Annotated in this window: 25 protein-coding genes; 16 read left to right on the top strand and 9 right to left on the bottom strand. The window is 66.5% G+C overall.

Annotated features, from left to right (window positions below; genetic code table 11):
- Positions 1 to 5: 5 nt before the first annotated feature.
- The gene (locus EMQ25_RS09155) at positions 6 to 2,084 is read right to left on the bottom strand and encodes a S9 family peptidase (RefSeq protein ID WP_127188283.1); all 2,079 of its coding nucleotides are present in this window, start codon (positions 2,082 to 2,084) and stop codon (positions 6 to 8) included.
- A 54-nt stretch (positions 2,085 to 2,138) separates the two neighbouring features.
- On the bottom strand, positions 2,139 to 2,543 hold the full coding sequence (gene msrB / locus EMQ25_RS09150) for a peptide-methionine (R)-S-oxide reductase MsrB (RefSeq protein WP_127188282.1): 405 nt from the start codon (positions 2,541 to 2,543) through the stop codon (positions 2,139 to 2,141).
- 171 nt (positions 2,544 to 2,714) lie between these two features.
- Between msrB and mbhE the strand changes: the two genes are divergently transcribed.
- The 10 genes from mbhE to EMQ25_RS09100 all read left to right on the top strand — a co-directional run bounded on the left by mbhE (position 2,715) and on the right by EMQ25_RS09100 (position 10,602).
- Entirely contained in the window at positions 2,715 to 5,201 is a 2,487-nt protein-coding gene (gene mbhE, locus EMQ25_RS09145) for a hydrogen gas-evolving membrane-bound hydrogenase subunit E (RefSeq protein WP_127188281.1), read from the top strand.
- Positions 5,198 to 5,620 carry an MnhB domain-containing protein gene (locus EMQ25_RS09140; RefSeq protein ID WP_127188280.1) on the top strand — a complete coding sequence of 141 codons (423 nt, stop codon included), beginning with the start codon at positions 5,198 to 5,200 and terminating at the stop codon, positions 5,618 to 5,620. Before mbhE ends, EMQ25_RS09140 begins: the two co-directional genes overlap by 4 nt.
- The gene (locus tag EMQ25_RS09135) at positions 5,620 to 5,997 is read left to right on the top strand and encodes a Na+/H+ antiporter subunit C (protein ID WP_127188279.1); all 378 of its coding nucleotides are present in this window, start codon (positions 5,620 to 5,622) and stop codon (positions 5,995 to 5,997) included. Before EMQ25_RS09140 ends, EMQ25_RS09135 begins: the two co-directional genes overlap by 1 nt.
- Entirely contained in the window at positions 5,997 to 7,586 is a 1,590-nt protein-coding gene (locus EMQ25_RS09130) for a proton-conducting transporter transmembrane domain-containing protein (RefSeq protein ID WP_127188278.1), read from the top strand. Before EMQ25_RS09135 ends, EMQ25_RS09130 begins: the two co-directional genes overlap by 1 nt.
- Complete coding sequence (locus tag EMQ25_RS09125; RefSeq protein WP_127188277.1) at positions 7,583 to 8,062, top strand: Na+/H+ antiporter subunit E; 480 nt, start codon at positions 7,583 to 7,585, stop codon at positions 8,060 to 8,062. Before EMQ25_RS09130 ends, EMQ25_RS09125 begins: the two co-directional genes overlap by 4 nt.
- Positions 8,059 to 8,379: a cation:proton antiporter gene (locus EMQ25_RS09120; protein ID WP_127188276.1), complete on the top strand. Its 321-nt coding sequence runs from the start codon at positions 8,059 to 8,061 to the stop codon at positions 8,377 to 8,379. Before EMQ25_RS09125 ends, EMQ25_RS09120 begins: the two co-directional genes overlap by 4 nt.
- Positions 8,376 to 8,687 (top strand): monovalent cation/H(+) antiporter subunit G, encoded by a 312-nt coding sequence (gene mnhG, locus EMQ25_RS09115; protein WP_127188275.1) that lies wholly within the window; start codon positions 8,376 to 8,378, stop codon positions 8,685 to 8,687. The genes EMQ25_RS09120 and mnhG overlap by 4 nt, the downstream gene beginning before the upstream one ends.
- A 171-nt stretch (positions 8,688 to 8,858) precedes the next feature.
- The gene (locus EMQ25_RS09110; RefSeq protein ID WP_127188274.1) at positions 8,859 to 9,284 is read left to right on the top strand and encodes a Ros/MucR family transcriptional regulator; all 426 of its coding nucleotides are present in this window, start codon (positions 8,859 to 8,861) and stop codon (positions 9,282 to 9,284) included.
- Between the two features lie 135 nt (positions 9,285 to 9,419).
- Positions 9,420 to 9,848 carry a helix-turn-helix domain-containing protein gene (locus tag EMQ25_RS09105; RefSeq protein ID WP_127188273.1) on the top strand — a complete coding sequence of 143 codons (429 nt, stop codon included), beginning with the start codon at positions 9,420 to 9,422 and terminating at the stop codon, positions 9,846 to 9,848.
- Positions 9,838 to 10,602: a DUF6456 domain-containing protein gene (locus tag EMQ25_RS09100; RefSeq protein WP_127188272.1), complete on the top strand. Its 765-nt coding sequence runs from the start codon at positions 9,838 to 9,840 to the stop codon at positions 10,600 to 10,602. Before EMQ25_RS09105 ends, EMQ25_RS09100 begins: the two co-directional genes overlap by 11 nt.
- A 1-nt stretch (position 10,603) precedes the next feature.
- Here the strand turns inward: EMQ25_RS09100 and EMQ25_RS09095 are convergent, their stop codons facing one another.
- Entirely contained in the window at positions 10,604 to 11,035 is a 432-nt protein-coding gene (locus tag EMQ25_RS09095) for a SufE family protein (protein ID WP_127188271.1), read from the bottom strand.
- 105 nt (positions 11,036 to 11,140) lie between these two features.
- Positions 11,141 to 11,443 (bottom strand): hypothetical protein, encoded by a 303-nt coding sequence (locus EMQ25_RS09090; protein ID WP_127188270.1) that lies wholly within the window; start codon positions 11,441 to 11,443, stop codon positions 11,141 to 11,143.
- Positions 11,444 to 11,762: 319 nt separating this feature from the next.
- Between EMQ25_RS09090 and EMQ25_RS09085 the strand changes: the two genes are divergently transcribed.
- The 3 genes from EMQ25_RS09085 to EMQ25_RS09075 are packed head-to-tail and all read left to right on the top strand — an operon-like array spanning position 11,763 to position 15,142.
- Positions 11,763 to 13,556 carry a sensor histidine kinase gene (locus EMQ25_RS09085; protein WP_127188269.1) on the top strand — a complete coding sequence of 598 codons (1,794 nt, stop codon included), beginning with the start codon at positions 11,763 to 11,765 and terminating at the stop codon, positions 13,554 to 13,556.
- Positions 13,553 to 14,803, top strand: coding sequence for a peptidoglycan-binding domain-containing protein (locus EMQ25_RS09080; RefSeq protein WP_127188268.1), 1,251 nt, complete (start codon positions 13,553 to 13,555; stop codon positions 14,801 to 14,803). Before EMQ25_RS09085 ends, EMQ25_RS09080 begins: the two co-directional genes overlap by 4 nt.
- A gap of 3 nt (positions 14,804 to 14,806) precedes the next feature.
- Positions 14,807 to 15,142, top strand: a complete 336-nt coding sequence (locus EMQ25_RS09075) for a DUF1491 family protein (protein ID WP_127188267.1) — start codon at positions 14,807 to 14,809, stop codon at positions 15,140 to 15,142.
- Positions 15,143 to 15,346: 204 nt separating this feature from the next.
- Here EMQ25_RS09075 and EMQ25_RS09070 read toward each other — a convergent pair whose 3' ends face one another.
- Positions 15,347 to 16,489, bottom strand: a complete 1,143-nt coding sequence (locus EMQ25_RS09070) for a DUF2336 domain-containing protein (RefSeq protein WP_127188266.1) — start codon at positions 16,487 to 16,489, stop codon at positions 15,347 to 15,349.
- Positions 16,490 to 16,827: 338 nt separating this feature from the next.
- Here EMQ25_RS09070 and EMQ25_RS09065 point away from each other — a divergent pair, with 338 nt between their 5' ends.
- Complete coding sequence (locus tag EMQ25_RS09065) at positions 16,828 to 17,670, top strand: hypothetical protein (RefSeq protein WP_127188265.1); 843 nt, start codon at positions 16,828 to 16,830, stop codon at positions 17,668 to 17,670.
- A 4-nt stretch (positions 17,671 to 17,674) separates the two neighbouring features.
- Here the strand turns inward: EMQ25_RS09065 and EMQ25_RS09060 are convergent, their stop codons facing one another.
- The 3 genes from EMQ25_RS09060 to EMQ25_RS09050 are packed head-to-tail and all read right to left on the bottom strand — an operon-like array spanning position 17,675 to position 20,910.
- Complete coding sequence (locus EMQ25_RS09060) at positions 17,675 to 18,226, bottom strand: DUF1254 domain-containing protein (protein ID WP_127188264.1); 552 nt, start codon at positions 18,224 to 18,226, stop codon at positions 17,675 to 17,677.
- A complete protein-coding gene (locus EMQ25_RS09055) occupies positions 18,226 to 18,798 on the bottom strand; it encodes a DUF1214 domain-containing protein (protein ID WP_127188263.1) in 573 nt (190 codons plus the stop codon). Before EMQ25_RS09055 ends, EMQ25_RS09060 begins: the two co-directional genes overlap by 1 nt.
- A gap of 3 nt (positions 18,799 to 18,801) precedes the next feature.
- A complete protein-coding gene (locus EMQ25_RS09050) occupies positions 18,802 to 20,910 on the bottom strand; it encodes a transglycosylase domain-containing protein (RefSeq protein ID WP_244606538.1) in 2,109 nt (702 codons plus the stop codon).
- A gap of 151 nt (positions 20,911 to 21,061) precedes the next feature.
- Between EMQ25_RS09050 and EMQ25_RS09045 the strand changes: the two genes are divergently transcribed.
- The gene (locus tag EMQ25_RS09045) at positions 21,062 to 21,517 is read left to right on the top strand and encodes a YcgN family cysteine cluster protein (protein ID WP_127188261.1); all 456 of its coding nucleotides are present in this window, start codon (positions 21,062 to 21,064) and stop codon (positions 21,515 to 21,517) included.
- Positions 21,518 to 21,519: 2 nt separating this feature from the next.
- Positions 21,520 to 22,338, top strand: coding sequence for a class D beta-lactamase (gene blaOXA, locus EMQ25_RS09040; protein ID WP_127188260.1), 819 nt, complete (start codon positions 21,520 to 21,522; stop codon positions 22,336 to 22,338).
- Here the strand turns inward: blaOXA and EMQ25_RS09035 are convergent.
- Positions 22,335 to 22,763, bottom strand: coding sequence for a MerR family transcriptional regulator (locus tag EMQ25_RS09035; RefSeq protein ID WP_204569955.1), 429 nt, complete (start codon positions 22,761 to 22,763; stop codon positions 22,335 to 22,337). The two genes, blaOXA and EMQ25_RS09035, sit on opposite strands and share 4 nt — an antisense overlap.
- Between the last annotated feature and the right edge of the window lie 17 nt (positions 22,764 to 22,780).

Here is a 22,780-nt window from a genome sequence, read left to right as displayed (position 1 = left end):
GCAGATCATGCCAATCCGACGACATCGAGCGCAAAGGCGTAGCTCAGCGCCGTCTCCTTGATCCTGTCGAACCGCCCTGACGCGCCCTGATGGCCGGCCCCTATATGCGTCTTGAGGTACAATGGGTTGGCGTCGGTCTTGGTTGCCCGGAGCTTTGCCACCCATTTGGCCGGCTCCCAATAGGTGACGCGCGGATCGGTAAGGCCCGCGAGCGCAAAGATCGCCGGGTAGTCCTTTGCTGCGACGTTTTCATAGGGCGCATAGCCGGCGATGAGCCGATAGTCCGCTTCCGAGGCGATCGGATTGCCCCATTCGGGCCATTCGGGCGGGGTCAGGGGCAGGGTGTCGTCCAGCATGGTGTTGAGGACGTCGACGAACGGCACGTCGGCAAGGATGGCGGCAAAGAGCTCGGGCCGCAGATTTGCAACGGCGCCGACGAGCAGCCCGCCCGCCGAGCCGCCATGGGCGACGATGCGGCCAGCCGAGGTGTAGCGCTCGGCGATCAGGGCCTCGGCTGCGGCGATGAAATCGGTGAAGGTATTGGGCTTGTGCTCGCGCCGGCCCAGCCGATACCAGCGATAGCCCTTGTCCATGCCGCCCCGCACATGGGCCGTGGCGTAAACGAAACCGCGATCAACGAGCGAGAGGGCTGAGATCGAGAAGCCGGCCGGCAGCGACATGCCATAGGCACCATACCCGTAGAGGAGCAGCGGCGCGCTGCCGTCGATCTTCGTGTCGCGGTGATGAAGGATGGTGACCGGCACCGTCTCGCCATCGGGGACAGGGGCAAGGATGCGACGGGTGACGTAATGGGCCGGATCATGGCCCGAGGGCACCTCCTGCTCCTTGAGCAGCTTGCGCTCGCCGGTATCGAGGTCGAGATCATAGGTACGCGATGGCGTGGTGGGCGAGGAATAGGAAAAGCGGATCGTGCTCGTGTCGAACTCGTACCCGGCGGACATGCTAAGCGCGTAGGCTTCCTCGGCGAACGACACCTCGCTTTCACGTCCGTCGCGGAGATCGCGCACCACGATGCGCGGCAGGCCCTCCTCACGTTCGAGCCGAATGAGGTGGTTGCGGAGCACGATGACATCGAGGATGAGGACGCCCTGGCGGTGCGGCACGAGATCGACCCAGTTCTCGTGTCCAGGTGCGTCGACGGGGGCCGAGACGATCTTGAAATCCTCGGCGCCGTCCGCATTGGTGCGGATGAAAAGGTGCTCGCCGCCATGTTCGAGGTCGTATTCGCGGTCGGTCACCCTGGGCGCCACGACCCGCGGCGCACCGCCAGTCTCGGCGTCGATCAGCCAGCTCTCGGAAGTCTGGTGATCGTGGGCGGTGATCTCGATGAACCGGTTCGTCAGCGTCTTGTCGACGCCAACGAAGAAGCCCGGATCCTGCTCCTCATAGACGATTTCGTCCTCGGCCTGCGGCGTGCCGATGATATGGCGGCGCACCCGGAAGGGCCGATGGTTCTCGTCGAGCTCGGTGTAATAGAGGCTCTTGCTGTCGGCCGACCACACGCCTTCGCCGGCAATGTTCTCGAGCTTTTCTCCGGTATCCCGGCCGGTCTCGAGGTCGCGGATGTGGAGCGTATAGTATTCGGAGCCGTTCCGGTCGGCTGCCCAGGCGAGGAATCTGTGGCTGGGATCATGTTCGGCACCGGCAAAGCCGAAATAGCCGTCGCCCGCCTCCGCATTGCAGTCGAGCAGAACGGTTTCAGGCCCGCCATCGCGCGGCGTGCGCACGAGGAGCGGATATTGCTGGCCCTCGAGCGTGCGCGAATTATAGGCCCACGGTCCGTCGGGCGACGGGATCCCCGAATCGTCTTCCTTGATGCGTCCGCGGATCTCCCGATAGATCTGGTCCTGGAGATCCGCTGTCGGCTGGCCGAAGCAGGATTCGAAATAGTCGTTCTCCGCTTCGAGATAGGCGCGGATTTCTGCCGGCAGCGCGTCGGGGCGCTGCATGACCTCCTGCCAGTTCTCGGCCCGAAGCCAGGCCCATGGATCCTCCCGTGTCACGCCATGATGGGTGGCGGTGTGCGGCCGGGTGGCCGCAACGGGCGGGGTGGGCTTGGACATGGATGCTCCTGACGCTGAGGGAGGGAGGCGGTGCGCGCTGCACCGCCTGCAAGACTATTCCTTGGGCTCGAAGTCGAGCGCGACGCCGTTCATGCAGTAGCGCTGGCCGGTGGGCGCCGGCCCATCGGGAAAGACATGGCCCAGATGCGCGCCGCAATTGGCGCAATGGACTTCGGTGCGGACCGAAAAGAACGACCGGTCGACAGATTCGCCAACCGCATCCTGGCTGATCGGCGCAAAAAAGCTCGGCCAGCCCGAGCCCGACTCATATTTGGTGTCGGCGGCAAACAGGGCCTGCCCGCAATTGCTGCAGTGGTACACGCCGTCGCGCTTTTCGGCGTTGTAGATGTGAGACCAGGGGCGCTCTGTGCCGTGCTCACGGGTAACATGGTACTGTTCGGGCGTCAGCTCGGCCTGCCATTCCTGCTTGGACTTGCTGATCTTGAAGGTTTCGCTCATCGCTGGTTCTCCTCGGGGCGCCTTGATGTAGGTATCGACGCGCGGGTCTGCCACACTTTTCTTCGTGTTCGGCGGGTTCACGTCTGCGTTGGGGCTTGTGGCCGGCCGCGCCATGAGTAATGTGCACCTCACTTCGGCCGCTGCGCTGCGGCATGCACCTAGGTTGCTCCACTGTCACTCGATCTGGCTATCCTCGCAGTCGCCTTTGCGCCCTTTTTCGCAGCGGCGCTGGCTCCATTGGTGCATCGCGCAACGGCGCCGGCCGCAGGCTTGGTGCTTGCGCTCGTGCCTGCAACCATCTTCGTCTATCTCCTCGGCCTGATCGGCGTGGTGGCGGATGGCGAGCCGGTCCGCATCGCGTTCGCGTGGATCCCGAGCCTCGGGCTCGACCTCAGCTTCTTCATCGACGGGTTGGCTCTGACCTTCGCGCTGACCATTTCGGGCGTGGGCACGTTCATCCTCATCTATGCAGGGTCCTACCTCAAGGGGCACCCGCATCTGGGGCGGTTCCTCGCCTACCTCCTCGCCTTCATGGGGGCGATGCTCGGGCTCGTGCTCGCCGATAACATGCTGGCGCTCTTCGGCTTCTGGGAGCTGACCTCGATCACCTCCTTCCTGCTGATCAGCTTCGACCATCGTCGCCAGGCCGCGCGGCGGGCGGCGATCCAGGCTCTCGTCATCACCAATCTGGGCGGGCTCGCGCTGCTTCTGGGCGCAATCGCGACGCAGCGTCTATTGGGGCACTGGGATCTGAGCGCCATCCGTGCTGCTGGCGGCACGCTCGGGGAGAGCTCGGTCTACCTCCTCGTGCTCTGGCTTTTCCTTGCGGCGGCTTTCAGCAAATCGGCCCAGTTCCCCCTCCATTTCTGGCTTCCGAACGCCATGGAGGCGCCGACGCCGGTTTCGGCTTTCCTGCATTCGGCCACCATGGTGCAGGCGGGCGTCTACCTGCTCGCGCGGATGACGCCGATCCTCGGTGAAACGCCGGCCTGGACCGGCATTCTCTGCACGGTCGGTGGCGTGACTCTGCTTTGGGGCGCGTTTGCCGCATTGCGCCAGACCGACATCAAGCTCATGCTCGCGCAGACGACGATCGCCTCGCTCGGGCTCCTCGTCTTCCTGATCGGGATCGGCAGCGAGACGGCGCTGATCGCCATGGTCGTCTATTTCATCGCCCACGCCGCCTACAAGGCCGCGCTCTTCATGATCGCGGGCATCATCGACCATGAGACCGGCACGCGCGACCTGACCGCGCTCGGGGGATTGCGCGACAAGCTGCCACTGACCTTCATCGCGACAATCCTCGCCGCGATCTCCATGATCGGCCTGCCGCCGACGCTGGGCTATTTCTCCAAGGAGGAGATGTATCTGGCGCTCTTTGGCGGGCAATGGCAGGGCATTCTGGGCCTCGCCGTGCTGATCCTCGGCAATGCGCTGCTGGCCGCCGCTGCGCTGATCATTGCCATCCGTCCCTTCATGGGCCGGCTCGGCGTGACGCCCAAGACCCCGCATGAGGCGCCCCTGGCGATGGTCGTCGGGCCTCTGGCGCTCGGCGTGGGGGCGGTGCTCTTCGGCTTTTTCACGCCCTGGTTCGACGAGATGGTGCTGTCCCCCACGAGCTCGGCGATTGCAGGGATGGCGATCGCGGCGCATCTGCATACGGGCATCGATCCGCTCAACCCGATCCTCTGGCTTTCGCTGCTGACCTGGGCGCTTGGCGGGCTCGCATACTGGAAGTGGGACCAGCTCCGGACCGGGCTCCGCCGCGCCGCAGCCGCACCCGGGCTCAGCTTCGACCACGGGTTCGACGTCTTCATGTTCGGCCTGATCCGCATGGCGGGTGCCCTCACGCGGCTCTGGCATCACGGGCGGCTCGAGCTCTACATGCTCGTCATCTTCGTCCTGCTCGCTCTGGCGCTCATCCTGCCGGTGCTCGGGCTTTCCGGCCTGCCGGCCTGGCCGGAGCTGCCTGCGCTCCACTTCCATGAAGCCGTTGTCGTCGTCCTCGCGCTGGCCGGCCTCGTTTCGGTGCTTTTCGCCCGTACACGGCTCTTTGCGATCCTGGCGCTCGGCGCGCAGGGGCTGGCGGTGGCCCTGATCTTCATGCTGTTCGGGGCGCCCGACCTCAGCTTCACCCAGCTCATGGTCGAGATCTTGTCGGTCGTCATCCTCGCGCTCGTGATGACGCGGCTCAATCTCGACGTGCGCGATTCCCGCTCGCTCGAAGAAGCGATCCGCGATGGTGCGGTGGCGCTGCTCTGCGGGGTCGGGTTCGTGATGGTGCTGCTGGTGGTGCTTGGCCAGCCTTTTAACGGGCGCCTCAGCGAGTTCTTCACGCGCTACAGCACCGAGATTGCCCATGGCCGCAACATCGTCAACGTGATCCTCGTCGACTTCCGCGGGCTCGATACGCTGGGCGAGATGAGCGTTATCATGGTAGCTGGCATCGCCATCCTCGCGCTCTTGCGCAGCCAGGTGAGGAAGCCCCTTGATCCGACGCCCGTGCGGCGGCGGTCGCCGCGTAAGAGCGCCGCAAAATCCGTTGCGGGCGATGTGGCGCCAAAGGCGAAGGCGGCGCCCAAGGCCAGGGCAGGCGCGCAGACCCCGCGTCGCCGCACGCGCAAGGCGGGCCCTGAAACCGGAGGGGCAGGGGCATGAACACGCTCATCTTCCGCACCATCGCGCCGCTGATCGTTGCCGTCATGGTCGTGTTCTCGATCTTCATCACCCTGCGCGGCCATAACGAGCCGGGTGGCGGCTTCATCGGCGGGCTGATCGCCGCGGCAGCCCTCGCCATTCTCTCGATCGCGACCAGCGTTCAGCAGGCGAGGAGGTCGCTCCACATTCATCCGCTGGTCTTTGCCGGCTTCGGGGTGTTCATGGCCGGCGTCTCGGGGATGGTATCCATGGCCGCCCATGCGCCGTTCCTCACGGGGCTCTGGCTCGAACTCGAACTCGGGGAGGCCCATGTGGCGCTCTCGACGCCGCTCTTTTTCGACCTCGGGGTCTATCTTGCGGTGTTCGGGGCGCTCGGCGCGGTGATCCTCGGGCTCGAAACGGATGGGGAGATCGACTGATGGACGTGGCCATCGCACTTCTCGTCGGCGCCTTCATGACGCTCGGGATCTTCCTCATGCTCTCGCGTTCGGTGATCCGCATGCTGCTGGGGCTGGCGCTCTTGGGCAATGGCATCAATCTGCTGATTTTCGTCAGCGGTCGGCTCTCGCGGGAGGCCCCTCCCATCGTGCCGCCGGGCGCCTATGTGCCCGAGGGCGCGATCGCCAATCCCCTGCCGCAGGCCCTCATCCTCACGGCCATCGTCATCGGCTTTGCGATGTTCGCCTATCTGCTCATCCTCGGCATGCGGGCCTATCAGAGCCTTGATGCGGACCACACCGACACCATGCGCCTCGCCGAACCGGAGGACGGGCCCCGCCCGCCGCTGAGCTATTGATGAACGAGGCGATGATCACCACCCCGACGAGCTGGGCGGACTGGATTCTGATCCTGCCCGTGGTGCTGCCGCTGATGGGCGCCGCCCTGATGCTGGCGCTGCGCGCCATACGCGGAACGCAGGCTCCGGTCGCTTTCCTCGTCACGCTGGCCGTCCTGGTCTTCGATATCGCCCTCTTTCTTCGCGTCCTAGAGACCGGGCCGATCGCGATGACGATGGGACGCTGGCTGCCGCCCTTCGGGATCAGCTTCACGGCTGACCTCCTGGGCGCAGGGCTCGCGGCGATTTCGGCGCTGGTGACGCTCGTCATTCTCGTCGTGCTCGGCGCCGAGCCCCGGCGGCATGCAGGGCGCGACTCGCTCTATCCGCTCGTGCTGATGCTGCTCTGCGGGGTCAGCGGCGCCTTCCTGACCGGCGATCTCTTCAACCTCTATGTCTGGTTCGAGGTGATGCTGATCGCCTCGTTCGGCCTCATGGCCATCACCGGGACGCCCCTCGTGCTCGACGGCACGATCAAGTACGGCTTCATCAACTTCCTTGCGACCTCGCTCTTTCTGGCCGCGCTCGGGCTCGCCTATGGGCTGCTCGGCACTCTGAACATGGCCGATATGGCGATCCTCGCAGGGGACGCGAACCCGGCGGCCATGGGCGTGATTGCGGCGCTGTTGCTGCTCGCCTTTGGCATCAAGGCCGCTGCGTTTCCGGTCAACGCCTGGCTGCCCGCATCCTATCACACGCCCCCGGCAGTGATTTCGGCACTGATGGGCGCGCTTCTGACCAAGGTGGGCGTTTACGCGCTGCTGCGCACGCTCATCACCATGTTTCCGGACGCCCGCGCATTGCTCGACCCGGTGATCGTCACGGCAGCGATCGCGACGCTCCTGCTGTCCCCGCTCGGCGCCATTGCCGAGACCAATCTGAGGCGCGCAATCGGCTTTCTGGTCATGGGCGGGATCGGGGCGTGCCTTGCCGGCCTTGCCCTGCCTTCGGTCGACGGGCTTGCCGGAACGAGCTTTTATCTCGGCCATGCCATGGTGACCATGACGGCACTCTATCTTCTCGCCGGCTTCGTCGAGAAGGTGACGGGTGAAACCGATTCCCGCGCCATGGGCGGCGTTTACGGCGCGCAGTCCTGGCTCTCCATTCTCTTTTTCGTCGTCATGCTCGCGGCCGCGGGCGTGCCGCCCTTCCTCGGCTTCTGGCCCAAGCTGATGCTGGTCGAAGCCGGGTTCGATCTGTCGGGGTTCTTCGATGGAGCGCCCGGCTACGAGGCGGTGCCGCTGCTGCTGGTCGGCGCGATCATTCTCAATGCCTGGCTGACGCTGATTGCAGGGACGCGGCTCTGGGCCCATATCTTCCTGCGGCCCGGCCGCGAGGGCGCGCTCTCCGAGCAGCCCAATGACCGGCTGGTGCGGCTCGGCCGCCGCGAGGCACTGATCGGCCTTGGAAGCACCGGGCTCCTCGTGGGGGGCATCGTCATTGCCGGGCTGCTGCCCGATTTCGCGATCGGCGCAGCGCGGATCGCGGCGACCGATCTGCTTGATCCGGCGCGATATCTCGCAGCCGTCGGGCTCGGAGGTGGCCAATGAGTCTTGCCGGGTTCATTATCGGGATGGCGATCCTCTGGGCGGCCATCGGGGGCAGCTTCACACTGCCCAACCTGCTCTTCGGCGGGCTGGTCGGGGGCATCGCGGCGCTGCTCCTGCGCAACAGCATGCGTGGCCCGGCCTCGCTGCGGCGGCTCGGCGCTTTCGTCTCTCTCGCCTGGCTGTTTCTCGTCGAGCTCATGATCAGTGCGACCAAGGTGGCGCTGCTGGTCCTGCGTCCGGACCTGAAGCAGCGGCTCTCGCCGGGCATCATCGCCTATCCGCTGAAGGCGCGGAGCGACGTGCAGATCACCGTTCTGGCCAATCTGATTACCCTGACCCCGGGCACGCTGAGCGTCGACGTCTCCGATGATCGGAGCACGCTCTTCATCCACGCGCTGGAGGCCGACGATGCCGACGCGGTGATTGCCGCGATCGCTTCTGGCTTCGAAGCCAAAGTAATGGAGGTGTTCGGATGAGCGGTGGTGAAATACTGGCATATAGTACGACTTTTGCGCTGGTCGTTCTGGGCATCGCTTTACTGCTGGTGCTAGTCCGTCTCATCCTGGGGCCGACACTCGCCGACCGCATTCTCGCACTCGATACGCTGACCACCGTGGCTCTCGGTTTCATCGGCGCCATTGCGCTGAGGACCGGATACTTTCTCTATCTCGACATCGCCGTTTCACTGGCGCTGGTGGGCTTTCTCGCGACCGTGGCTTTCGCCCGATATCTGCTCAAGAAGGCCGAGGCGGAGGCCGTCAGTACCGGGACGGGCGCCGGAGTGGGGCAATGATTTCCGAAATTCTTCAATATGTTGCCGCAATTCTCGTGATCATCGGATCTCTATTCGCGTTGCTTGCGGCGATCGGATTGTTGCGGCTGCCCGACCTGCTGTCACGCATGCATGCCGGCTCCAAGGCCGGCGTGGTCGGGGCAGGCCTGATCCTCATCGCAATCGCGCTGGTTGCCTTGGATTTCGGGGTCGCGCTGCGTGCAATCCTGGGCGTCGTGTTCCTGATCCTGACGACGCCGGTGTCCGCGCATCTGCTTGGACGTGCCGCCGCGAAAGCGCGTGACTTTTCATTTGTACGTACCAAGTGAAGTTTCCTGGGCGACGAATAGAAGTCTCCTACAGGAAATATGGCCTGCGTCGTTTTGTGGTCATAGATCAACGCTAGATATCATTGCGAAGTGTACGCAAAGCGACTAAATAGTTCGCGAGCGGGCACCCGAAGCCCGAAGCGTCATCAGCATCTAGAAAAGGGATAAGATATGAACGAACTCAACGGCGCAGGGCCGGGGGCTGACTATGACCTCATCGAGCTGAGTGCCGATATTGTCAGCGCCTATGTGGGGCACAATGCATTGAGTGTCGCCGATCTGCCCAAGCTGATCGCCGACGTGCATACTGCTTTGCGCGCCCTCAGGACCGAAGGCGTCCAGGAGCCGGTCGAAGAACTGAAGCCCGCCGTACCCGTGCGCAAGTCCGTTGCGCCCGACTACATCATCTGTCTTGAGGACGGGAAGAAGTTCAAGTCGCTCAAGCGCCACCTGCGCACGCACTACAATCTCTCCCCCGAGGAATATCGGGAGAAGTGGGGCCTGCCCGCCGACTATCCGATGGTCGCACCGAACTACTCGGCGACGCGCTCGCGCCTCGCCAAGGACAATGGCCTCGGGCGTAAAGCCTCGGCCTGAAACGACAATTAGCCCCCAAGCTAAGCCACACGGCCGCCATCTGGCGGCCGTTTGCTTTTGTGACTTATCCCCGCTCCGCCACATTCCCGATATAGGAATAATGTCCTATAATTTGGAGACTGGGGGAAGTCGCAGATGCCGAGGGGTGCAGGAGCAGGTGGAAGAAATGGCGGCGAGACGCGCGACGATGGCGCGCTGCTGAGGTTCAGGCGGTGTTCGGAACCGGTGCGCCGCCTCGTCGAAATCGTCGCCCATCACCGGGGCCTCAGGCCCGAATCCCTGTTCCATACCTCCCGCTGCCGCGCCGAGATCGCCTTTGCCCGGCAGATCGCCATGTATCTGATGAGCACGCTTCTCGACAAAAGCCTTACCGAGACCGGCCGTGTCTTCGGCCGTGACCGGACCACCGTCGCCCATGCCTGTGCGCTGATCGAAGACCTCCGAGAAACCGCATTCGATGCCGAACTCGACCCGATCGAGGACGAGATCCTGGCCGAGGCCGCGGCCCCCGAGGATTTTTCGGACGACCGGGCCGAACAGGTGGCGGTGCGCCATGTCGCCTGACCTCACGCTCAAATTTATGCGGGTATTGCTGCGGGCCGAGGACGCCGTGGCCGGACCAGACGGGCGGTATCTCGCGGCTGCGGGATCGGCCCGGGCAACGCTCGATGCTGCGCTGGTCCGGGGCCTGCTGAGCTGCGGCGCCATCGCGGGAGATGCGCGGGCCGTCAGGGCCAATGCCGAGACGCGAAGCTGGATCCGCAGACGCCTCGCCTCACCGGGAGAGAGTGAGCAGGTTGCGGACCGCGTGCTCGACCGCTCGACCGGAGGACTGACGGTCAATCTTGCCGAGAGCCCTCTGGCAAGGCTGGCCGTCGGACTGAGGGGCGATGCGCCGTTTCTTGAGGCCCATCAGGTCGAGGCAGGCGAGCGCCTGCGTCGTCTTTGGGAAAAGGCGTCGCTTTCGCAACGGGTTACCATGCGATATGACGGCAGCCCGAGGGCTCCGCGGGGCATTGCACGGGGTCTTGAGCCGGGCGAGAGCGCCATCGATGCGCGAAAGAAGATCGCCCGGATCCGCGAGGCGCTACCGCCCGATTGTGCAGGCGTCGTCATCGACGTCTGCGGTCTCCTCAAGGGCTTGCAGACCGTGGAAGCCGAGCGTGGCTGGCCGCGGCGGAGCGCCAAGCTGGTGCTGCGCATCGGGCTCGACCAGCTGGCGCGGCATTTCGGGATCAGCGCGGTGGGGCAGGGGCTGGGGGCGGCGCCGATCAACGGGTGGATGGCCCCCGATGGCCGGCCCGATCGGTTCGAATAGCTCAGGCGGCCGCGGCGGCCCGGGCTTCGCTGCGGATGCGATCGACCATGGAGGCGACGCCATTGGCGCGCTGCGTCGTGAGGTGCTCGCGCAGCCCCAGGGCGTCGAATTCGGCGAGGGCATCGGTCGCGGCGATCTCGTCGACCGGGCGGCCCGAATAGAGCGCGATGAGGACGGCAACGAGGCCGCGCACGATCATCGCGTCGGATTCCCCGCGATAGATCAACGCCTTGCGTCCATCGGCCTCGCCGGCCTCGGAGACGAGCCAGACCTGGGAAGCACAGCCATTGACCTTGTTGGCCGGGTTGCGCTCAGTCTCCGACAGGGGCGGAAGCGCCTGCCCGAGCTCGATGAGGTAGCGGTACCGGTCTTCCCAATCGTCGAGGAAGCCGAGATTGTCCGCGATATCCTGGAATGCTGCAGGGTGTGCCATGGCCACTATCTAATGCAGCGATGCGGCGCCGCCAACGGGCTGCGGCAAAAAAGAAAAAGGGCCGCAGGCACTGTGGCCTGCAACCCCCACGGAGTGGAGTTCGCTTCAGTTCGGCCGCTGGCGGGGCAGCGGCACCGGGGTCGCCATCTGAGGGTGCATGGGATCGGCGGCGACTTCGGTGCGCATAGTCGGAGCATTGGAGGTCAATGCGGCTGAAAGCAGGGCCTTTCCGCCGGCGCAGTGCAGGGTGTCGCACTCGGTGCCCAGCAATTGCTCGGTGACGATCTGCTGGCCGGCGGCGAGTGCCGAGGCCGAGAGCGCCTCCGCGCCTTTTTCGAAATCGACGTCCCTGGGGCCGATGACGATGAAGGCGAGGGCGAGCCAGAATGCAGAGCGGACGAGAAACATGATCGGTGCATCCCTTGCTGGGGGCTGCCGGTGCGGCGGCCCGATGTGAGCGATCATGGCCACGGGCCTTTAAACCGTGGTGCGGAATATGCGTAAAATTTGATGCAAATTGCAGATCTTGCACTTCGCGGGCCGCGGCAAGGGCTTGTTTAGGATAAGCCGAGAAAGCACCCCGATTTATCCCCGCCCTGCTTATCCCCGGGCCGGCGGGCAGCTCCACTTAATCGTGTCTTAGCTCTTCGATGGAAGGTTCGAGCCAGAGCGAAGAGGGGCATGCAAGCCGATTGCCCCGCCGCTGGATATCGGAACGGAAGTGTATATGCGTAGCGTCTGGTCTCTCCTTGCGGTCGACGGCGGAAAATGGGTTGCCCGCCTGCTCGGCCATGCGCCCGACGGACGCGGAACGCTGCTCGCCGGCAATGGGGCGATGGGGCTGGGGGCGGGCCTGCTCGCCATGCCCTTCGGGCTCCACCTGATGCTGGGCGGGATGACCTTGCCGTTTCTTCTTTCGACCCTCGGCGTCGCGATCTTCATGGCGAGCCTGACGCTGCTGCGCGCGCGCCGTGCCGACGAGGCCGCCGCCGTGCAGGGGCTCGGGCTGCTCGCGCTCGGCTTGGGGCTTTCGCTCGCCGATCCGGCGCCGCTCGATGCGGGGCTCGCCATCATGCTGCTCGCCCCTGCCTATGCCGGGATCGTCGGGACGGCCGGCACGCGGCGCCTGGCCGTCGGGCTCGGACTTGCGGGCGCGGCGGTTGCGGCAGGCCTCGGCCAGGCCGGGTTCGCGTTCGGGACTATGGATCCGACGGCGCCGGCGCTTCTGGTGCTCGGCCTTCTCGGCGTGCTGATCGCGCGATCGGCGGGCCGGGTGCGCGCCGAGACCGATGCGCTCGCCCAAGGTGAGCGGACGGCCTATCATCACCTCGTGGAGGCGGTGCCCGATGCGGTGCTGCGCCTCGCCGCCGGTGGGGAGGTGGTCTTCGCCTCGGCCTCGAGCGAGACGCTGCTCGGTTGCCAGCGCTATGAACTGAGCGGCAAGGGCCTTTTTGCCCGGCTGCACGTGCTCGACCGGCCCGCCTTTCTTTCGGCAATCGATGAAGCCTGCCGGCTCGGCGTGCGCCGGACGCTGGAGGTGCGGCTGCGGCGCGACCTGCCCGGCGAGAACCGGGTTCCCAATTTCGTCTGGATCGAGCTCTCGCTCTCCCCGGTGATCGATGCGGGCGGGGCCGGGCGGCACGAGGTGGTGACGCTTCTGCGCGACATTTCCGAGCGCAAGGATTTCGAAGCCGAGATGCAGGCGGCCCGCCGGGCAGCCGAGGAGGCTTCGCGTGCCAAGACGCGGTTCCTCGCGACCATCGGGCACGAACTGCGCACCCCGCTCAACGCCATTGTCGGGTTCTCCGAAATGATGACGACGGGCGTCGCTGGCGACATCGCGCCGGTGCACAAGGAATATGCCGGGCTCATCCACAAGAGTGGCCGACATCTGCTGGACGTCGTGGGCATGCTGCTCGACATGTCGCGGATCGAGGCGGGCAAGTTCGAGATCCTGCCCGAGCCCTTCGCGCCCGAAAGCCTCGTCGAGCCCTGCCTCGACATGGTCGGCGCCATGGCGGCCGAGCGCGGCATCACCATCGCCGCCGAGGTGCAGCCGAGCCTGCCCGCGCTCAACGCGGACGAGCGCGCCTGCCGGCAGATCCTGATCAACCTGCTCTCGAACGCCATCAAGTTTTCCCCGGACGGGGCGGGGATCAGCGTCTCGATCAAGCGCCAGGGCGCGCATGTCCTCTTCTCGGTCGCCGATGGGGGCATCGGCATGGGCCCCGAGGAGCTCGAGCGGATCGGCGAGCCCTTCTACCAGGCCAGCGACGCAATGACGCGCCGTTTCGAGGGGACCGGGCTCGGACTGTCGATCGTCAAGGGGCTGGTGGACCTGCATGGGGGGCGGCTGCACGCCCGCTCGGCGCTGGAAGAAGGCACGACGATGACCGTTCTTCTGCCCATAAACGGTCCGGCAATAAAGCTGGGGCACACTGGCGTGGTCACTCCGCTCCACAAAGACCAGGTTTCCCAGCAAACGCCCTCATGGCAAGACGCAAGAAGAAGAGCTCAATGACCGCAGCTACCCTGACGCACCTGCCTCTGGCGGCAGGCAGCGCCGTGGCGACCCTGGCCGGTCGCGCGGCGCTCAAGGCGCTTGGCTATTACATGCGCGCGCCCCTGACCAACACCGCGATCCTCGCCATGGCCGGCCTCACCCTGACGGCCGCCTCCAACGCGCTCTATTTCCAGACCGGGATGCATCCGGCGCCCTTCTACGCGCCCGACCGGGTGGCGAGCGCCGCCGCGCCCGCGACGCCCGAGGCGCTGCCCGTGCTCGAGCCGGTGCAGCGTACCGCGATGCCGGCCCAGCCGGCGACCCCGGCGCCGGCCGTCACTGCCACCCAAAGCGCGAGCGCCGACCAGCGGCCCGTGGGCAATGAGGACGTGGCCGAAGTGCAGCGCAAGCTGATGGCGCTCGGCTATTTCGAGGGCACGGTGGACGGCTATTACGGCCCCAAGACCGCAAGCGCGATCCGCGCTTTCGAGACCGAGCGCGGCATGCGCCCGCTTGGCGCGCTCAACCGCGAAGTGGTGACGGCGATTCTCGCCGCGACGCCCGGCCAGCAGGTGGCGCAGCCGGCCCCGATCCGGCCCGTCGAGCCAGAGGTCGAGCCGGCGCAGCTGATGAACTACGCCCAGCTGACCCCGAGCGTGCCCGTGCCCGAGACCGTGCCGGTGGCCGACAGCGAGCCGCCGGTGCTGCGCCGGCAGATGCCGAATTCGCCCAATGAGGCCCTCGACATTGCCGTCAGCACTGCTGGCGAAGCAATCGACACCATCGTTGCGGCGGTGGGGCAGGTGGCCGGCCAGCCCGCGCCGCGGCCGGCGGCGGCTGCAGAGCCCATCCGCCCGGCGGCCCCAATCGCCGAAGCGCGCGCGCCCGTCATGCCGGTGGTGCCCGCTGCGCAGCCCGTCGCCACCGTGCCGGTGACCCAGGCGAGCGCGCCGAGCCAGCCCATGCCGCCCCGTCCAGCGGACGCGGCAGTGGCCGAGATCGTCACCGCATCGGTGGCCGAACCGGCCGCCATGCAGACCCTCGCCATGACGACGCCCCCTGCGGCCACCGACCAGAACGTCGTTGCGCGCGTGCAGCGCGGGCTTGCGAGCCTCGGCTTCCTCCATGGCAAGGCCGATGGCGTTGCCGGCGAAGCGACGGCGCGTGCCATCCGCAATTTCGAGGTCTACTACAATTACGAGGTGACCGGGCAGGTGACCCCGGAACTCGTCGACCTGCTGACGGCCGCGGGCGCGCAGATCTAGACGATGGCCGCGCTCCGGTCTGACCTCTGGGTCGGCGCCTTCGTGCGCCGGCACAATGATCTGGGCCGGCTCTGCGTGATCTCGCGCCGGGGCGACCCGATCGCCGGGCAGATCCTCATCGAAGTCGACCATCTCGACGGCACCGGGAGCCTTCTGACCCCGCTGCCATCGGTGCTGCGCACCGACGAGGCCGACCACCAGTTCCAGCTGCGCCTCTCCCGCGTTCCGGCCGCCGAGATCCGCGCGCGCATCGCCCGCGAGGCGGAGTTCGACCCCGATTTCTGGGTGATCAGCATCGACATGCGCGGACTCGATCTTGGCGTAACGGTGGTGGGGTAGGCCCCGGCCGGGTCGGGTTTTCGTGTGTTTTGGATGGGTTTGAGCGTGTGGCTTTACCCCCACCTGGCCTCCCCCTGATAGGGGGAGGGACGCGGGGAGAGGGTTCGGAGGCTGGCGGGGGCACCGAGCTGCTCCTCCCCCTTCTTCAGGGGGAGGTTGGGTGGGGGTTCGAGCGCGCCCCCTCGCAACCCCGGAAAATCCCGCTCAGCCGGCTTCGCGGGTGCCGAAGCGGGCGAGGGCCTGGATGGCTTCTTCGAGGCGGGGATTGGGGATGGAGGCGGATTGAGGGGTGCGGCGGCTTTCGGGGGTGAAGGGCTGGTATTGGGGGCGGGTGAGTTCGAGCAGGTTCACATCGCCCCGCCAGGCGCTCATCAGGAAGGCCATGGCATCGACGCCGACGGTTTCGAAGAGCCGGGTGAACATGGCGAGGGCCGGTGAGCGATCCTCATCATGGGAGGTGGCGTGGATCAGCACCTTGAGCCCGGTCTGGGCGGTGCAGCCGAAGGCGCGCAGGACGACGAAAAGCGCGGCGCCGCTCGTATCATGGGCGATCTGGCCGCAGCGGACCTCGTCGAGCCCGGTGATCTGGTGGAGGAGCCGGGTGACCTCGGGGCGGCGATTCTCCGAAAAGAGCTTCATGAGCGCGCGGGTGAGCTCGTCCATGGCGACGGACAGCTGCTCGAGCGTGCGCCGGATGGGCGCGTTCGGGGTCTCGCGTCGGGCAAAGGCGGTGATCACCTTGAGCCGGTCGGTCTCGGTGAGGTCGAAAAAGGCCGGGGCAAGGAGCGCGCAATCGAAATCGCCGCGGGCCGCCAGCGACCAGGCGACCTGGTGGTCCATCTGGGCGGAGCGGGCGAGCGCGCTGAGGAAGGGGCCGCGCGGCACGATCGCAATGTTGGACGCGAGTGCGCGATAGACCTTGCGGCTGTTCATCTGGAAGAGCCGGGCAAGGACCGGGGCGGTGAGATCGCCGCGCCGGGCGATGGCCGCGCCGATATGGGGCGCGGGATCGGCGAGGAGCTTGAGGAGCGTCGGCTCGGAGAGGCGCGGGGCGGTGACGATGTAGTCGGCGAGGTCCTCGCCCAGATGGGCGGTGACGAGCTGCTCGAGGGCCGCGGACAGATGCTCGGAGCGCCCGAGCGTCGTGGCCGCCTTGACCCGCGCGGCGGGCGCGGCTTCTGGAAAGAGGCGGGTGGCGAGCGCGGTGAACTGCTCGGTTTCGGCTGCCGTCGGCTTGCCCCGGCGCGCATAGGCGTCGCACGCTGCGACGAGCAGCGTGTTGGTGCGTTCGACCCCCCCGCTTTCGATCAGCAGCTGGAAGGTTTCGTAGGGCTGGAAACCGATCATGAAACGTCCTGATACCCCCCATGCGCAGGCGCGCAACAGGTTGTGCCACTATTTCAGAGAATTCGTTAGCGGACTGTTAACCTTGACGAACCCTTAATGGCATTGGCGGGGTTGCGTCGTCCCCGCCGGCGGAAGGGCATGGTGCGCCTTCCGGCAGACCACGGAGGCAGGACTCGTGGGACAGCTGATCAGACTGGATGGCGAGGCCCGCAAGCCCAGCCTTCGGTCGGCGCCGCCCGGGGGGGCGAAGGTGGTGCTGTTCACAGGTATTCGATATGAGCGCGGAGCACCGGTTCTGCCGGGCAAGCCGCCGCAATCGGCAAAGCCGAAGCGCAAGCGTGGCTAGGCTTTCGCGCGTGATCGCGCAGGGGGCGGGGCTGACGCTCGCCTGCCTGATGCTCGCCGGGTGCGTGACGCGCCCGACGGGGGATTTCGGCCGCGCCGCGCCCGATGTGATCCACGACCGGATCCTGCCGGCCGCCGGTGCGCATCGCGCCCGCTATGCCGGCGAGCCGGTCTCGGGCTTCAACCAGTCCGACGAAGAGCGCGAGATGCACGACCGCGTCTGGCGGTTCCTGACTGCGCCGCATGCGCGCGACTGGATGTTCGATGCGGCGGTGGAACTGCAGCGGACGCGGCTCACCGGGCCAACCGATCTCTCCTTCGAGATCAACCGCTATCACCACTGGCTGGTCTCGACCCGATTCGGCTCCTCGCGCACGCGCTACAACCGGATTGCGGACGATGTGAAGGCCGATATGGCGACCATCCCGGCGACGTTCGCGATCATCTGCAGGGTGATCGAGATCGACCGGCAGCGCGCGATCGCGCTTGGGGAGCTGGGGCGGCTGACGGCCAATGCGGGCCCCGATGTGCGGGCGCGGCGGGCCGAGAACGATGCCCATATCGCCTGGTTCGCTCGGGCGCTCGATTATCGCTACCAGTCCTACCGGTTCGCGCTCGACAATCTCCTGGTCGAGACCCCGCATGCCGAGGTGCGGGAGGTGGACGCGTTGCTGAACGCCATGGCGCCCGATGTGGCGCTTGCGATGAGCGGGCGGTTTTGCGGCGGGCTCGCCTTCAGCGGGGATGGCAGCAAGGGCGTCGCGCCGGGGGTGAGCGCCGGGCCGATCCCCTCGCGGTACGGGCGGCCGTATTCGGGGCCGGTGGTGCCCAAGTGAGCGCTCAGGACTGCAGATTGTCGCAGACGATGTCGGCGAGCGCCGCCGAATAGCGGGCGCGGACCGCCTGGTGCGGCAGGGCGAGGCGCACGAGCACGAAGACGTCGTCCACCGGCGATTCGACGATCAGCAGGCCCTCGGCGATATCGAGTTGCTGGCGTGCGAGGAGCCGCGTCTGCTGGGCGTTGAAGATGCCGAGATCGAGCGTGTCCCCGATGCCGTCGCGATTAGTGGTGGAGTAGAGGACGACCCCGTTGCGATTGTAGACCGCGAGCGACCAGAACCCGTCGGGCATGGTGCCGCTGACGACGCCGGGGCCTTCGCGCAGGTCGATCCGGCAGAGCGCATAGGCGAGTTCGGGATCGAGCTGCACGGGATTGGGCGTGCCCGGGACGACCGGATCGAGCACGACGATCTCGCCATTGCCGCCCCCGAGCGCCATGACCCGGCTCCAGACGTCGTTGGTGGCATAGGCCGGCAGCGCGAGGATCACCCCAATATGGATGATGATGCCGAGCACGAGGCCCGAGAGCAGCCAGAGGAGCGTACGCACCATCAGCAGGCCTCCCGCGTGATCGCCGGCAGGCTCGAGACCGTGCCGCCGAAGCCCGAGAAGGCGGTGGCATCGTAAAGGGTGAGGACGAGCCAGAACGGACCCACGCCCGTGGTTTCGAGCCAGTTGCCGGTGGCGAGCCGGGGGGAGACGGCGATGACGGCGCTGCCATCGTTTTCGCGCGCGATGCGGGTGCTGTGGAGCGCCGGGGCGCTGCCGGAGGGTGCGATATTGACCCATTGGGGCGAGACCGCGACCAGCGTCCAGAAGCTCGCGACGGGCGTCGTGCCCGCGAGCCGATAGGTGCAGGCGCGCTCGAGCGGCTGGCCGTCGCTATCGGTATGCGCGATGAACTGCAGCCCCTCGGCCTGGCCCAGCTGCATCGCGCCGGTGCGGGCGAGATAGGCGCGGGTGTAGGGATCGGGGCTCGGCGCGCCGATCTGCGGCCAGGTGGACCAGGGGCCCACCTGCACGGCGGCAAAAAGCCGGCCATCGGTGAGCGCGTAATAGCTCAGCCCGAATCCGACCGCCAGCGCCACCGCGAACATGGCGAGAAGGTTCAGTACGAAGCGCAATCGCTAAAGGCTTTCTTCGGCGGCGGTGACGGCGAGCGAGGCCTGGTCGCTCTGGGGCAGGACGGTGCGCAGCGAGTTGCGGAAGCGCTCGGCGACATCGACGAGCTTGTTTGCGGCAGCCGGCTTCAGCGAAGGGGGACGCTCGGCGGTGAGCTCGGGCGCAGCGCCATCCTCAGCGGCCATGATGATGAAGGGCTCAGGCGTGAAATCCACACCGAAGACCGGCCTGATCTCGGTATTGGTGTGGGCGTAGGCCATGAATTTCTGCCAGGCGATGGTGGGCAGGAGGCCGCCGGTGAGGTCGCGGGTGGGGCGGTAGTCGTCATTGCCGAACCAGACGGACGCCACGTAATTGCCGGTGAAGCCGCAGAACCACGCATCGCGATAGGAGGTGGTGGTGCCGGTCTTGCCGACGGCGGGGACGCCCTGCACATCGGCACGCCGGCCGGTGCCGCCCGTGACCACGGTGCGCATCATCTTGTTCATGCCCGCAACGGTGCGCTCGGAGAGGATGCGCTCAGGCGGGGGATTGTCATCGACATCGTAGACCACGTCGCCGCGCAGGGTGGTGATGCGCGTGATGCCATAGCCCTGCGCCTTGTAGCCGCCATTGGCAAAGACGGCGTAGGCCGACGTCATGTCGAGCACGCTGACCGAAGCCACCCCGAGCGCGAGGGAGCGGGTGACCGGGAACTCGTTCTGGATGCCCATGCGATGGGCGAGCTCGGCGATCGGCTCGCGGCCGGTGCGGATCGAAAGGGTGACCGGCACGGTGTTGATCGAGGAGGCGAAGGCCGATTCGAGCGACACCGAGCCGCGATAGTTGCGACCGTAATTCTGCGGGCACCAGTCCCCGATGCAGACCGGCCGGTCCGACATGGTGGTGGAGGGATCCATGCCCAATTGCTCGAAGGCCTCGGCATAAACGAAGGGCTTGAAGGCCGAGCCGGGCTGGCGGGTGGAGACGATGGCGCGGTTGAACTGGCTGTTGCCGTAATCGGTGCCCCCGACCATGGCCCGGATGGCGCCATTGGGCTCGGTGACGACCATGGCGGCTTCGGAGACGCCATATTGCTCGCCCTGCTCGCGCACGGTCGAGATGACCGCATCCTCCGCATAGGACTGCAGCACAGGATCGATCGTGGTGCGCACCACATAGGAGGGCGAGGGGTTGTTGCCGATGATCTGCTTGGTCTGCTGGAAGGCCCAGTCGAGGAAGTGATTGGGCGAATTGGCTTCGGCCGAGCGGTCGATCGGGGTTGCCGGATTGCGCCGGGCGGCGGTCACCTGGCCCTCGGTGAGGAAGCCTGCGTCCACCAGGTTGGTCAGCACCTGATTGGCGCGTCCACGCGCGGCCGCGAGATCGACATGGGGGGCGAAGCGGGTGGGCGCCTTGTAGAGCGCGGCGAGCATTGCCGCCTCGGCGAGGCTGATGTCGGTGACCTTCTTGCCAAAATAGAACTCGGCGGCGGCTGCCGCGCCGAAATTGCCGCCGCCCATATAGGCGCGGTCGAGATAGAGCTTGAGGATCTCGTCCTTGGTGTAATGGCTTTCGAGCCAGAGGGCGAGGAAGGCCTCCTTGATCTTGCGCTCAAGCGTGCGCTCGGAGGTCAGAAAGAGGTTCTTGGCCAGCTGCTGGGTGAGCGAGGAGCCGCCCTGCAGGCTGCTGTCGCCCCCGGTATTGGAGACGAGCGCGCGGGCGGTGCCGATGATGTCGATGCCGAAATGCTCGTAGAAGCGCCGGTCCTCGGTCGCGAGCGTCGCCTTGATCAGGGAATCGGGCATCTTGTCGAGCGCGACCGAATCATCGGTGCGGATGCCGCGCCGGCCGACCTCGTTGCCGTAGCGATCAAGGAAGATGACCGAGATGTCCTCGGCCTGATTGAAACGGCCCGAAATGGTGGCATCGAACGCCGGCAGCGCGAGCGCGGTCATGAGGACGGCGCCGATGGCCCCGAAGGTCAGGGCATCGGAGGTGATCTCGACGAAGAAGCGCTTGATGCCGGAGACGTGAAAGACCGACATGAAGTCCTGGAAGCGCCGATAGCCCTGGCCCAGCGACTGCCAGAACTCGTAGAGCGTGGAATCCAGCCAGGCGTCGGCGGCCAGCATGCTGGTTTTCTTGCGCCGCTTCTCTTTATGGTAGAAGGGATCCTGCACGTGCGACCTCTGAACCTGAAGTGCCGATTTTCGTGAAATCGCGCTTCGAGCGCAAGGCACTCGCTCGAATATGATCGTGACGGCGTTCAGGCAAGGTTACGCTATGCCCTTTTGGGAAGAAAAAACTCTCGAAGAGATGAGCCCCGAGGAATGGGAGGCGCTCTGCGATGGCTGCGGGCGCTGCTGCCTCGTCAAGCTCGAGGACGAGGACGAGGGCGAAATCTATACCTCGGACGTGCGCTGCCGGCTGCTGGACGGGGAAAGCTGCGCCTGCACCGATTACCCGAACCGCCAGGCCAAGGTGCCCGACTGCATCAAGCTCGACCCGCAGAACGTGCGGACCATCGGCTGGATCCCCAAATCCTGCGCCTATCGCCGGCTTGCCGAGGGAAGGGGGCTCGCCTGGTGGCATCCGCTGGTTTCGGGCGATCCCGAAACGGTGGTGCAGGTGGGCGTTTCGGTGCGCGGACGCACGATCAACGAAAAGGACGTGAAGCCGGGCGAATGGGAAGACCATGTGGCCGACTGGCCCGACTGGGAGCCGCCGGAGGGGTTTTAGGCATGCGCAAAGTCCTGCTTGCCGGATTTTTTGCGCTCGGCCTCGGCGTCACGGGCGGCGCGGCGCAGGCGCGCATGGTCTGCACGGTGCTCGCCGATGCGGCAACAGGACAATTGCTCGTCGAGACCGGCGATTGCCGGACGCAGGTGACCCCCGCTTCGACCTTCAAGATCGCGCTCGCCACGATCGGATTTGCCGAAGGGCTGCTCGAGAGCGCCGATGCGCCGACGCGGGACTTCCGACCGGGTTATCCCGACTGGGGCGGGGCGGAATGGACACGGCCCGCCGACCCCGCGCGCTGGATGCGCCATTCGATCGTCTGGTATTCGCAGCTCCTCGCCGCTGAACTGGGCGAGGCCAAGCTGACCGACTGGGCCCGACGGCTCGGCTATGGCAACGCCGATTTTTCGGGCGATCCGGGGCAGAACAATGGGCTGGAACGGGGCTGGATCAGCTCCTCGCTGAAGATCTCGCCTATCGAACAGGTCGCGTTCCTCTCCGGGCTCGTCAACGGGACACTGCCCATACCGGCCGGAGCGCGCGACAGGACGATGGCGATCATCGAAGAGAGCACCCCGGGCGGGGGGTGGAGGGTCTGGGGCAAGACCGGTTCGGCCTATCCGCGCCGGGCTGATGGCAGTTTCGACCGCGCGCGCGGCTGGGGCTGGTTCGTGGGGTGGGCCGAACGCGACGGGCGGCGGCTGGTGTTCGCCCGGCTCGACCAGGACGAGGAACGCCCCAGCCGGTCGGGCGGCCTACGCGCCCGCGAGCATCTGCTGGCGGACTGGCCGGCGCTGATGGCAGCCGGCGGCGCGGACTAGGGCGCGATCCGCTTCTCGTGGTGGTCGAGGGCGAACGCATCGATGATCGGGCAGGGGCCGTCGTCCGAGGCGCCACAGGCGTCGGCGAGATGGGTGAGGGCGGCGCGGGCGGCGGTGAGTTCGGCGATCTTCTCGTCGAGCACCGCGATGCGCGAGCGCGCGATCTCGCGGGCCCGGGGGCGGTCGCTTCTCGCATCGAGCGCGATGAGCTCGGCGATCTCGGCGAGGGTGAAGCCGGCGGTCTGGGCCGAGCGGATGAAGCGCAGCCGGCGCAGGTCCTCGGCATCGTAATGGCGGTAACCCGGGCCGGGCGCAGGGGTGCGCAGGAGGCCGCGGCGCTGGTAGTAGCGGATCGTCTCGACCCCGACCCCGCCGGCGCGGGCGAGGCCACCGATTGTCGTGTCCATCCCTTGACTCCGTATCATGGTACGGACCCCATATG

This window comes from Arsenicitalea aurantiaca, assembly GCF_003994485.1.
Lineage (GTDB): Bacteria > Pseudomonadota > Alphaproteobacteria > Rhizobiales > Devosiaceae > Arsenicitalea > Arsenicitalea aurantiaca.
The sequence above is the reverse complement of the archived record's forward strand: the minus strand, read 5'-3'. Positions and strand labels throughout refer to the sequence as shown.